The sequence below is a fragment of the Aquabacterium sp. genome (assembly GCF_004297345.1).
Taxonomy (GTDB): domain Bacteria; phylum Pseudomonadota; class Gammaproteobacteria; order Burkholderiales; family Burkholderiaceae_C; genus Aquabacterium.
Map to the genome: position 1 here is coordinate 1 of NZ_SCTN01000215.1, position 10133 is coordinate 10133.

Consider the following 10133-nt stretch of genomic DNA (forward strand, 5'->3'; position numbering starts at 1 on the left):
CGTCAGGCTACCTATACAGATAAAAAGCCCCTGCCTCGCAGGGGCTTTTTGTTTTTATACGTGCCATTTCTAGGTTCCTCGAACCACCTCGATCGTCGAATGTGCGGATCTTGAGTGGCGCCCGTCTGGCCGAGGATGGTGCCGGATTCACGGGCTCAGGGGCAGTGCGCATGCGTTGTCTTTCGCCTTGCGCTATAGTGATTTCATGTTTGACGTTCTGGTCTACCTCTATGAGCATTACTGGCGTCCAGACGCTTGTCCGGAGTCAGATCTGTTGGTGCGCAAGTTATCAGCAGTAGGCTTTGAGGAGGAGGAGATCACCGAAGCGCTGGCATGGCTTGCCGGGCTGAATTCCGTGGCGCATGGGGCTGTGTTGCCGCCCTCCGCACAGAGCAGCCGCGTGTTCGCTGCAGCCGAGTTGGAACGCCTTGGTACCGAGGCGCTCGGATTTCTTCAATTCTTGGAATCTGCTGGCGTGTTGACACCAGTTTTGCGCGAAGTCGTGTTGGATCGCGTGTTGGCTGTTCCCCGAGCTCCTGTCGCGTTGGATGACTTCAAAATTCTGGTGTTGCTGGTGTTCTGGAGTCGCGGAGAAGAGCCAGACGCCCTGATTTTGGACGAGTTGTTTGTCGATGACGAGGACCGTCTGATTCATTGAGTGGCGTCGCTTGCGCAAGGTGTATTGCCACTGGCTTTTCTTGGCTTCAAGATTTGCCTGGATATGCCGTAATGTTGTTTGTGTCAGGCTAAGCCGTGAGCTGGGCCTGACTCTTCAACTCCGCCGTGTATGTCCTTGTCGTCCTCCCGTAAGCCTCATAGTTTGCTGTTCTCCCGCTCGATCGATCGGGATGACACGCCGATGCGCTTGAGTCAGGTGCTGGCGGGGCTGCTGCTGACCTGTTTGATGGCGGGGTGCGACCAGTTGGGCATTGAGACACCGCAGAAAGCGGCTGAACATCAGGTGGCTGAATCCAAGGCCATTGGCAGTGCCTGTCGACATGCCGTGCGGGCCATTGAGGATTGCTACACGCTCAATCCAAAGGCGGATAAGTCCGCTGTGTTTGCGGGCTGGCGCGAGATGGACGAGTATATGAGGGAGAACAAGCTGGAAGGTGTGACGCCGGTTGTCCCTCGACCGCCGCCACCGTCTGCGTCCAAGGCTTCTGCGCCAAGCAAGGCTGATGATGAAGAGGACACATCCAGTGCTGACGCTGCGGATGAGCCATCTGCGAGCAAGTCGCCCAAGAAGGCCAAGGGCAAGTCGCATTGAGATCAAGCTTGGGCGGGCAGGGGAGAGTCCCTGGCGTATTTCCAGGGTTTAAAGCTGCTTGTTCAGCATCCGCATGGGTGAGAAATGCGCGCCGTCCACTGAATCGGGGGGGACGAAGGGCGCAGACCTTTCTACAATGTTGGACTTTCGTTTTCATTCAACGCCGAGGCGGCAGCACAACATGAACATCCTCCGATTTGAAGACCTCGTGGCTCAGGGCAAGGCTGCGGGCCAGCGCGTGTTCATCCGCGCAGATCTGAACGTGCCGCAAGATGACGCTGGCAACATCACTGAAGACACGCGCATCCGCGCCTCCGTGCCAGCAATTGAGCTGGCCTTGAAGGCTGGCGCCGCCGTGATGGTGACGTCGCACCTGGGGCGCCCGACCGAAGGCGAGTTCAAGCCTGAGGATTCGCTGGCACCGGTGGCCAAGCGTCTGGGCGAGTTGCTGGGCCGCGAAGTCAAGCTGGTGAGCAACTGGGTGGACGGCGTGAGCGTGAACGCCGGCGAAGTGGTGTTGCTGGAAAACTGCCGCCTCAACAAGGGCGAGAAGAAGAACAACGAAGAACTGGCGCGCAAGATGGCTGCACTGTGCGACATCTTCGTGAACGACGCGTTTGGCACGGCGCACCGCGCTGAAGGCACGACCTACGGCATCGCGCAGTTTGCCAAGATCGCTTGCGCAGGCCCGCTGCTGTCGGCTGAAATCGATGCGATCAGCAAGGCGCTGGAAGCGCCGAAGCGCCCTCTGGTGGCGATTGTGGCTGGCTCGAAGGTCTCGACCAAGCTGACGATTTTGCAATCGCTGTCCAAGAATGTGGATGGCTTGATCGTGGGTGGCGGCATTGCCAACACCTTCATGCTGGCTGCAGGCCTGAAGATCGGCAAGTCGCTGGCCGAGCCCGATCTGCTGGGCGAAGCCACGGCTGTGATCGCGGCGATGAAGGCCCGTGGCGCCGAGGTGCCTATTCCTGAAGATGTGGTGGTGGCCAAGACTTTTGCAGCTGACGCACCCGCGACCATCAAGGCCGCGACCGATGTGGCCGATGATGACCTGATTCTGGACATCGGCCCCAAGACCGCGGCCAAGCTGGCTGCGCAACTGAAGGCGGCTGGCACTGTGGTGTGGAACGGCCCGATGGGCGTGTTCGAGTTCGAAGCGTTCTCGCATGGCACGGAAACCGTGGCGCGCGCGATTGCCGATTCAGCCGCGTTCAGCATTGCCGGTGGTGGCGACACCCTGGCTGCGATCGCCAAGTACGGTATCGACAAGGATGTGGGCTACATCTCGACGGGCGGCGGCGCCTTCCTGGAAGTGCTGGAAGGCAAGACCTTGCCAGCGTTCGAGATCTTGAGCAAGCGCGCCGCGGGTTGACGCGGGCCTGATGGCGCGGTCGGGGTGCGCTGTGGCGTGCTCCGGCTGGGCCTTCATGCAACAAGACCAGGGCTTGTTCCGTCAAGGAGCAGGCCCTTTTTTCTTGTGAGGCGGGACGTAGGCGGAGGTACTCAAGCGCACTGGCGCTCTGCCGTCATGCCTGCTGGCGAACCTGCAGGGGTGTCAGGCCTGTCCAGCGCCTGATGGCGCGGTGAAAGGGGCTGACTTCCGTGTAGCCGCATTGGTGTGCGATCTCGCCGATCGGCTTGGCCGTGTCGCGCAGCAGGCGCAGTGCGCGCTCCCGGCGCACTTCTTCCAGCAGCTCTTTGAAGCTCAGGCCTTGTTCTGCCAGGCGTTTCTGCAATTGGCGAGGCGTGGTGCCAGCCAGCTCGGGATCGCTGGCTGACATCGCTTGCACAACCTCATCAAGATGAAGCTCAATGCCCTGGCTCATGTGCTCGGCCAGTATCAGCCTGGCGCGTAGTAGCAGGGGCGAGCCTGATGGCCGCTGCGACATCTGTTGCGCCGTGCGCGTGGTCATCAATTGGTGCATGGCCGTATCGGCGTTCGGGTTGAGCCAGGCGAGCCAGTCGGCCGGCATCAGTTCGCGACAGTCGGGGGTGTCGTAGCGCACGGGAACGCCAATGAAACGATCAAAGGTATCGGCCGAGGACGGCCTGGGACAGGGCAGGTCGATGCGAACGGGCACCAGGTCCCGCCCGGACACCCACCGTGCAAAGCTCAGCCGCGCACCGATCAGGAACCACCAGAAGCCCGCATGCCGGGGCAGGGGCATGTCCAGGGGTTCGTGTCTGATTTCGATCAAGCCTTTGACGACGCGGTGCTGGGCCAGGAACTCGTCACACAGCAGTGTCTGAAAGCGCTCATACATGCGCAAGCCGTCTTCGCCCTGGGCACTGCTCATCAAGGCGTAGCCCAAGGGGCCCAGGTGCAGTGGGCGCACGGCCTGTGCGGCATGGAGCGCTGTTTGTAGCTCGCCGGTCAAGTTGCAGGCGATGTCGATGGCATGGCAGAGCCCCGTGGTGGGGATGCGCCAGTCTTCGGGGGCCTCATCGGGCGCCAGATCCAGTGCTTGCCACACGGCGGCTGCGGGGATGCCACGCGCAGCCAGGGTGTCGGGCAAGACGCGGACAAAGCCGGCGTGAAAGCCTCTTCTGGTCTTGTCTGGATGGCTGCGATGAAGATCGGTCATGGTTAACCAGTGAGTCTGCGGTCAAGCGGGCTGCACGTGCGGTCAATGACACGCCTTGCGCAGGCCTTCAGCATGGTGAGCATCGCTTCTTCAAGCTTTCGCACCAGATCATGATGACAGTTCCGTCCGCGACAACCAATGATACGGGCCGCCAGCCGCGCCCATCTCGACAACAGCATCCGGCTCGGCACGGCTCGGACATGTTGGCGGCACGCCAGATGGCCAGTCGCTTGCGCTGGATGATCCAGGGCGACCCGGAGCCGAGCGAGGCTTGCTGGCAGGCGATGGGGGATGCCTTGTCCGTGGGGGATCCTTTGGCTGATGACTTGGTCGGCTGGATGCATGAGGTGGGCATGGCGCGAGCCTGGGGGCAGTTCGAGCAAGCCTTGAAGGCCGCTTCAGCGCTGCCGCAGAACACGCCTGCGCCCTTGCGTGTGTTCATCGAATCAACTGGGCAGATACCGGCCTGGCTGGACGTGGATTTGATGGCGCAGGGCGCGCGCGTGCTGCAGTCAACCGGCTTGCACGGGATGATGGTGTTGCGTGACGCGGGCTTGATGGCCGGCTATCAGGCCTCGGCCATCAACCAGACCCTGATCCAGACGGGTTCACTGCACAAGGGCGCGCAGCGCCGCGTGGCGGAAACCACCACATGGTGGCTGGCATGCACGGATGATGATGGAATGGCGCCCGGCGCACCGGGTTTTACCATGACCTTGCGCGTGCGCGTGATGCATGCCCTGGTGCGGCACAAGTTGATGCACGGCGGCCAATGGGATGAGCGTCTCTGGGGCATGCCCGTCAATCAACTGGACATGCAGGCCACCTACCTGGCTTTCAGCGTGGTGCAACTGCTGGCTTTGAAAACCACAGGTATCTGGCTGACGAGGCGTGAATCACATGCGGTGATGCACCTGTGGCGCTACATCGGTTGCTTGATGGGCGTCGACGAGAAGCTATTGAGCGTGCACGAGCAAGAGGGGCGGGTGGCGCTTTACCGCAATGTGCTCAGCCAGGCTGGGGCAGATGAGAGCAGCGTGCTGCTTGGGCGTGCGTTGATGGACGAGCCTTTGCAGCGCCACTATGCGAATCTCGCCGGCGTGCGCGGGCACTTGAACAAGGCGCGGCATCTGAGCCTGGTGCGATGGTTCGTGGGCCGATCCGGCATGGACAATCTGGGGTTGCCCGCTGCGATCCCATGGTATCCAGCCATGATGATGCTGCCCTTGCTGCTGCGGTCGACCTTGCTGCATGCCGTGCCTGGCCTGGCTCCGACGTGGGCCAGGCGGTCACGTGCGAAGCAGCGGCGCTATCTGGACGTGCTGCTGGGCGAGCGGGCGCCACAACATCTCACCGGCGGCTGCCCGCATCAGGAGAAGCAGGCACGATAGACTGTAGGGCTCCAACCACAGACTTCGATCACGGAGCCCGATTCATGTCCACCGCGCGCAAGGCTGCCAGCAAGGCCCCGGCCAAAAAGGCTGCCGTCAAATCCAAGACCAAGCCGTTGACCATTCAGGACTATCTGCAAAAGATCCTGACCAGCCGGGTCTATGACGTGGCCATTGAAAGTCCGTTGGATGAGGCCCGCAGCCTGTCGCGCCGCCTGGGGCATCAGGTCTTCCTCAAGCGCGAGGACAAACAACCCGTGTTCAGCTTCAAGCTGCGCGGGGCGTACAACAAGATGGCGCACCTCAGCCGCGCGCACCTTGAAAAGGGCGTGATCTGTGCGTCGGCTGGCAATCACGCACAGGGCGTGGCCATGGGCGCTCGCCGCCTGGGATGCCAGGCCACCATCGTGATGCCCACGACGACGCCGCAACTCAAGATCGATGCTGTGCGCGCCTTTGGTGGCGAGAACGTGCAGATCGTGCTGCATGGCGAGAGCTACTCAGACGCAGCCCTGCACGCCAAGGAACTGGAGCGCAAGCGGGGCATGACCTTCGTGCACCCCTTCGATGATCCTGATGTGATCGCCGGCCAGGGCACGGTGGCCATGGAGATCCTGCGTCAGCACAGCGGCCCGATCGACGCCGTGTTCGTCGCCATCGGTGGTGGCGGCCTGATCAGCGGTGTGGCGGCCTACATCAAGGCTGTGCGTCCCGAGATCAAAGTGATCGGCGTGCAGATGGCGGATTCGGATGCCATGGCCCGCTCGGTCAAGGCGGGCAAGCGTGTCACGTTGCAGGACGTGGGTTTGTTCTCCGATGGCACGGCCGTGAAGCTGGTGGGCGAAGAAACCATGCGCCTGACCAAGGCCCTGGTCGATGACTTCGTGATCGTCAGCACCGACGAGGTCTGCGCGGCCATCAAGGACATCTACCAGGACACCCGCTCCATCGTCGAGCCTGCCGGTGCGCAAGGTGTTGCGGCCGTCAAGCAGTACGCCGAACGCCATGGCGGCCAGGGCAAGACCTACATCGCCATCAACTGCGGCGCCAACATGAACTTCGACCGGCTGCGCTTTGTGGCTGAGCGCGCCGAAGTCGGTGAGCAGCGCGAAGCCTTGATGGCCGTGACCATTCCGGAAGAGCGCGGCTCCTTCAAGCGCTTTTGCGAGACCATCGGCCCGCGCAGCGTGACCGAGTTCAACTACCGCATCTCCGACGAGAAGCAGGCCCATGTGTTCGTGGGCCTGACCACAAGCGAGAAGGGCGAGTCGAAGAAGGTCGTCAGTCAGTTCGAGAAGCAAGGCTTCAAGACGGTTGACCTGACCCACGACGAGCTGGCCAAGACCCACATTCGCCACATGGTGGGCGGGCGTTCGTCGCTGGCCGAAGGCGAGCGCCTTTACAGCTTCATCTTCCCGGAGCGCCCCGGTGCCTTGATGACCTTCCTGACCAGCCTGCCTCCGGGCTGGAACATCAGCCTCTTCCACTACCGCAATCAGGGTGCTGACTACGGTCGCATCCTGGTGGGCCTGCAAGTGCCCAAGGCCGAGACCAAGTCCATCAAGCCCTTCCTGGACAAGCTCGGCTACATCTATGTGGACGAGACGAAAAACCCGGTGTACCGCTTGTTCCTGCGTTGAGTTGATGGGCGTTTGATTCGCCAGAAATGCAAAAAGCCCTGAGGTGATGCTCAGGGCTTTTTTGTTTGCCAGCGGTGCGCTTGCTGTCTGGCGTGGCGGGCTCGATCAGTTCGGGCGGCCTGGGCGCATCATGTGGCCAGTCGGGCCACCGGGCGGGCCACCCTCCGGCGCGCCGAGTGAGCCTGTCGCACCAGGCATGCCGCTGGGCGCTTGTGGTGGTGCCATGCCTGGCGTACCACCTGGGCCACCATCCGTGCTGAAGCCGCTGACTGGTGGCAAGGCGCCGGTGGGTGGTGGGGGCAGCAAGGGCAGATCCAGCGTGGTGGTGGCCGGGCCATCCACCGTACCGATGGCGGCGCCGCGTTGGCTCAGGGATTTGAGGACCAGATCACCTTCGATCACGCCACCGACCTTCACGGCACGAGGCGGTTTGCCGTCAATCGACAACAGGGCAACGCCCGAGCTGTCGCCTTCCATGCGAGGGGCCACCACGCCGATCAGTTTGAGGCGGCTGGCCAGGGCTGATGCGGCAGAAGGATCGGCGGTCGGGGCTGACGCCTTGACGGGGCCGGTCAGCAGTCGGTGCAAGTCACCTTGCGTGCCGCCATCCAGCGACACAGGCGTCGCGTTGGCGGGCACGCCTGTTGGTCGGGCCAACCAGCGCAGGCCCCAGTACGCCAGACTCGCCGCGACGGCGGCCCAAATGATGAGGGCGAAGATGCGTGATGCCATGATCCGGCCATTATGATGGGTGTTCGATGCGTCGTGCGGCCGAAAGTGGCCTTTGAACCTCGGGTTCATCCCGCATCGAACCGGTCCCGTCCTCGTGCATGCTGGCGCCCTTGATAGGATTCAATGGGAACCAAGTCGCCGAATTCGGTGTCCCATGGCCAGATTGTTTTCGGAAATTCACATGAAGATGTTTGCGCGTACCCTGCAGCGTGGCTTCACGCTGATTGAGTTGATGGTTGTGCTGGTGATCATCGGGCTGCTGGCCGCCCTGATCGTGCCCAACGTGCTGGATCGGGCCGATGACGCCCGCGTGACGGCTGCACGAACCGACGTCAGCAACCTGATGCAGGCGCTCAAGCTGTACAAGCTGGACAACCAGCGCTTCCCGACCGGCGAACAAGGTCTGCAGGCCCTGGTGGCCAAGCCAACTGCTGCGCCCGTGCCGAACAACTGGAAGCCTTATCTGGAAAAGCTGCCCAATGACCCATGGGGGCGTTCCTATCAGTACGTCAACCCTGGTGTGAAGGGGGCTGTCGATGTGTTCAGCTTCGGGGCGGACGGCCAGGCTGGTGGCGAAGGCCGCGATGCCGATATCGGCTCCTGGCAGTAAGGCGCGCCGCGCGCGCGGCTTCACCTTGCTGGAATTGATGGTGGTGGTGGCGATGATCGCGATCACCACCGCAGTCGTTTCTTTTGCGATTCCCGATCCTTCGGCGACGCGACTGGAGCGCGAGGCCGCTCGCCTGATCGCCTTGCTGGAATCCGCCCGCACGCAAGCCAGGGCTGGCGCCATGACCGTGCTGTGGGTGCCACAGCCCAATGGTCCCGAGGCTGACTACCAGTTCCTGGGCATGCCCGCTGCGCTCATGCCGCCGCTCAAATGGCTCGAATCGGATGTCAAGGCCGAAGTGGTCGGGGCGAGAAGCGTCGTGCTGGGCCCGGAGCCGGTCATTGGCGCACAAAGTGTGATTTTGCGGCTGGAAGACAAGCAGATCATCATCAGTACCGATGGCCTGGGTGCCTTTGATGTACTCACGGGCGATGCCGGGCAAGACGATGCCGGCGATCAGCAGGAGGCCGTCAATGCGTCCGGGACCTGATGTGCGCACCCCGCGTGGCATGACCCTGATCGAGGTGCTGGTGGCCTTGGCCATCGTGGCCATGACCTTGTCTGCGGGGATCAAGGCGGCCGGCGGCTTGACGCTCAACGCGCAGCGCATGCGCGATCTGAGCATGGCACAGTGGTGCGCCGAAAATCAGATCACCGCGCTCAAGCTGGGCAAGATCTACCCGCCCGTGGGTGACAGCGATTTCTCCTGTCAGCAACTGGGCCGAACCTTCCCTGGGCATCTGACCGTGCGGCCCACGCCCAATATCAACTTCCGGCGCGTGGATGCGCAGGTGATGGACGAGCAACAGCAACCCATCGTCAAGCTGTCCACGGTGCTGCCGCGCTTCTGATGGCCCGCATGTTGACCCCTCTCCCCACTCGCCCAGCCCGGTCTCTTCGCCAGCGCGGCTTCACGCTGATCGAAGTGTTGGTGTCGCTGCTGATCCTGGCTGTGTTGGCGGCCACGGCCTGGAAGGGCATGGATGGCATCAGCACGGCCCGCCAGGTCGCCGATGGCAACCTCAAGCAGACATTGCGACTGCAGTCGGTGATGACGCAGATGGAAGCCGACCTCGGTCAGGTGATTGATACCGTCATCGTCAACGGCATGCAGTTCGACGGGGCGCATTTGCGGCTGACGCGTCGTACGGCTGAGGGTGTGCAAGTCGTGGTCTGGTACGTGCAGCGCGGCCGCCTCTTGCGTTGGAGCAGCCCGGTGACCTACAAGGTGGGCGAGTTGCAGAAGTACTGGATGAGCTCTTACCAATTGCGTGGCAAGGAGCCTGGCACCCTGACGGCGCTCAAGGGCGTGGAGCAATGGCAGGTTTACTGCTTCCGCAGCGGGGCGATGAGCAACTGCCAGTCCACAGGCAATGTGGCGTCTGCGCAGCCAAATCAGTCGGGGCTGAGCCAACTTTTGCGCGAACAGTTGCCCAATGCCCTGCGCAGCCAGTTGACCCTGGGTGAAGGCAGCGGTTTTGGCGGCACGCTGACCCGTGACATGGTGCTGGCACCTCAGCCAGGGCAGACCAACTGAGGCTCAGATGAACACGCTCAAACACCCGGTCTCTGCTCGTGGGCGTCAGCGCGGTGCGGCGCTCCTCATGGCCATGGTCATCGTGACGCTGGTGGCCACGCTGGCTGCATCCATGGTCTGGCAGCAATGGCGCGCCACGCAGGTGGAAGGGGCTGAGCGCATCCGCACGCAAGCCAGCTGGGTGCTCAGCGGTGCGCTGGACTGGGCTCGGCTGATTCTCCGGGAAGATGCCAAATCGACCGATAAATCCGATCACCTGGGCGAGCCCTGGGCTATTCCGTTGGCCGAGGCGCGCTTGTCCACCTTCCTGGCATCGGACAGCAATAACAACAGCTCGGATGCCGACGATGCGCCCGAGGCCTTCC

11 protein-coding genes and 1 pseudogene are annotated in these 10133 nt (G+C 62.5%); 10 read left to right on the forward strand and 2 right to left on the reverse strand.

Features of this window, described 5'->3' with window-relative positions; genetic code table 11:
- Nucleotides 1–205: 205 nt before the first annotated feature.
- The 3 genes from EPO09_RS07740 to EPO09_RS07750 all read left to right on the forward strand — a co-directional run bounded on the left by EPO09_RS07740 (nucleotide 206) and on the right by EPO09_RS07750 (nucleotide 2645).
- On the forward strand, nucleotides 206–658 hold the full coding sequence (locus EPO09_RS07740; RefSeq protein WP_290641837.1) for a DUF494 family protein: 453 nt from the start codon (nucleotides 206–208) through the stop codon (nucleotides 656–658).
- A gap of 201 nt (nucleotides 659–859) precedes the next feature.
- Nucleotides 860–1270, forward strand: coding sequence for a hypothetical protein (locus EPO09_RS07745; RefSeq protein WP_290641839.1), 411 nt, complete (start codon nucleotides 860–862; stop codon nucleotides 1268–1270).
- Nucleotides 1271–1451: 181 nt separating this feature from the next.
- Nucleotides 1452–2645 (forward strand): phosphoglycerate kinase, encoded by a 1194-nt coding sequence (locus EPO09_RS07750; protein ID WP_290641842.1) that lies wholly within the window; start codon nucleotides 1452–1454, stop codon nucleotides 2643–2645.
- Nucleotides 2646–2799: 154 nt separating this feature from the next.
- Here EPO09_RS07750 and EPO09_RS07755 read toward each other — a convergent pair whose 3' ends face one another.
- Nucleotides 2800–3858, reverse strand: coding sequence for an AraC family transcriptional regulator (locus EPO09_RS07755; RefSeq protein ID WP_290641844.1), 1059 nt, complete (start codon nucleotides 3856–3858; stop codon nucleotides 2800–2802).
- Nucleotides 3859–4058: 200 nt separating this feature from the next.
- Between EPO09_RS07755 and EPO09_RS07760 the strand changes: the two genes are divergently transcribed.
- Together EPO09_RS07760 and ilvA are read left to right on the forward strand one after the other, a co-directional pair.
- Complete coding sequence (locus EPO09_RS07760; protein ID WP_290641846.1) at nucleotides 4059–5249, forward strand: oxygenase MpaB family protein; 1191 nt, start codon at nucleotides 4059–4061, stop codon at nucleotides 5247–5249.
- 44 nt (nucleotides 5250–5293) lie between these two features.
- Nucleotides 5294–6889 (forward strand): threonine ammonia-lyase, biosynthetic, encoded by a 1596-nt coding sequence (gene ilvA / locus EPO09_RS07765; protein WP_290641848.1) that lies wholly within the window; start codon nucleotides 5294–5296, stop codon nucleotides 6887–6889.
- 105 nt (nucleotides 6890–6994) lie between these two features.
- On the opposite strand, the gene EPO09_RS07770 is transcribed toward ilvA, so the two are convergent.
- The gene (locus EPO09_RS07770; protein WP_290641850.1) at nucleotides 6995–7621 is read right to left on the reverse strand and encodes a hypothetical protein; all 627 of its coding nucleotides are present in this window, start codon (nucleotides 7619–7621) and stop codon (nucleotides 6995–6997) included.
- Nucleotides 7622–7802: 181 nt separating this feature from the next.
- On the opposite strand from EPO09_RS07770, the gene gspG reads away from it, so the two are divergent.
- From gspG to EPO09_RS07795, 5 genes and pseudogenes are all read left to right on the forward strand, one after another.
- Nucleotides 7803–8231 carry a type II secretion system major pseudopilin GspG gene (gene gspG / locus EPO09_RS07775; RefSeq protein ID WP_290641852.1) on the forward strand — a complete coding sequence of 143 codons (429 nt, stop codon included), beginning with the start codon at nucleotides 7803–7805 and terminating at the stop codon, nucleotides 8229–8231.
- Nucleotides 8206–8721, forward strand: a complete 516-nt coding sequence (locus EPO09_RS07780; protein WP_290641854.1) for a Tfp pilus assembly protein FimT/FimU — start codon at nucleotides 8206–8208, stop codon at nucleotides 8719–8721. Before gspG ends, EPO09_RS07780 begins: the two co-directional genes overlap by 26 nt.
- Entirely contained in the window at nucleotides 8705–9082 is a 378-nt protein-coding gene (gene gspI, locus EPO09_RS07785; protein ID WP_290641855.1) for a type II secretion system minor pseudopilin GspI, read from the forward strand. Before EPO09_RS07780 ends, gspI begins: the two co-directional genes overlap by 17 nt.
- A gap of 8 nt (nucleotides 9083–9090) precedes the next feature.
- Nucleotides 9091–9768: a type II secretion system protein J gene (locus tag EPO09_RS07790; RefSeq protein WP_290641857.1), complete on the forward strand. Its 678-nt coding sequence runs from the start codon at nucleotides 9091–9093 to the stop codon at nucleotides 9766–9768.
- Nucleotides 9769–9775: 7 nt separating this feature from the next.
- A pseudogene (locus EPO09_RS07795) lies at nucleotides 9776–10133 on the forward strand (type II secretion system protein GspK); the annotation flags it as partial.

What these genes read in the sequence shown, in the direction of transcription:
- EPO09_RS07740 (WP_290641837.1), top strand. Translation starts at nt 206, where the DNA reads ATGTTTGACGTTCTGGTCTACCTCTATGAGCATTACTGGCGTCCAGAC.
- EPO09_RS07745 (WP_290641839.1), top strand. Translation starts at nt 860, where the DNA reads ATGCGCTTGAGTCAGGTGCTGGCGGGGCTGCTGCTGACCTGTTTGATG.
- EPO09_RS07750 (WP_290641842.1), top strand. Translation starts at nt 1,452, where the DNA reads ATGAACATCCTCCGATTTGAAGACCTCGTGGCTCAGGGCAAGGCTGCG.
- EPO09_RS07755 (WP_290641844.1), bottom strand. Translation starts at nt 3,858, where the DNA reads ATGACCGATCTTCATCGCAGCCATCCAGACAAGACCAGAAGAGGCTTT.
- EPO09_RS07760 (WP_290641846.1), top strand. Translation starts at nt 4,059, where the DNA reads ATGTTGGCGGCACGCCAGATGGCCAGTCGCTTGCGCTGGATGATCCAG.
- ilvA (WP_290641848.1), top strand. Translation starts at nt 5,294, where the DNA reads ATGTCCACCGCGCGCAAGGCTGCCAGCAAGGCCCCGGCCAAAAAGGCT.
- EPO09_RS07770 (WP_290641850.1), bottom strand. Translation starts at nt 7,621, where the DNA reads ATGGCATCACGCATCTTCGCCCTCATCATTTGGGCCGCCGTCGCGGCG.
- gspG (WP_290641852.1), top strand. Translation starts at nt 7,803, where the DNA reads ATGAAGATGTTTGCGCGTACCCTGCAGCGTGGCTTCACGCTGATTGAG.
- EPO09_RS07780 (WP_290641854.1), top strand. Translation starts at nt 8,206, where the DNA reads ATGCCGATATCGGCTCCTGGCAGTAAGGCGCGCCGCGCGCGCGGCTTC.
- gspI (WP_290641855.1), top strand. Translation starts at nt 8,705, where the DNA reads ATGCGTCCGGGACCTGATGTGCGCACCCCGCGTGGCATGACCCTGATC.
- EPO09_RS07790 (WP_290641857.1), top strand. Translation starts at nt 9,091, where the DNA reads ATGTTGACCCCTCTCCCCACTCGCCCAGCCCGGTCTCTTCGCCAGCGC.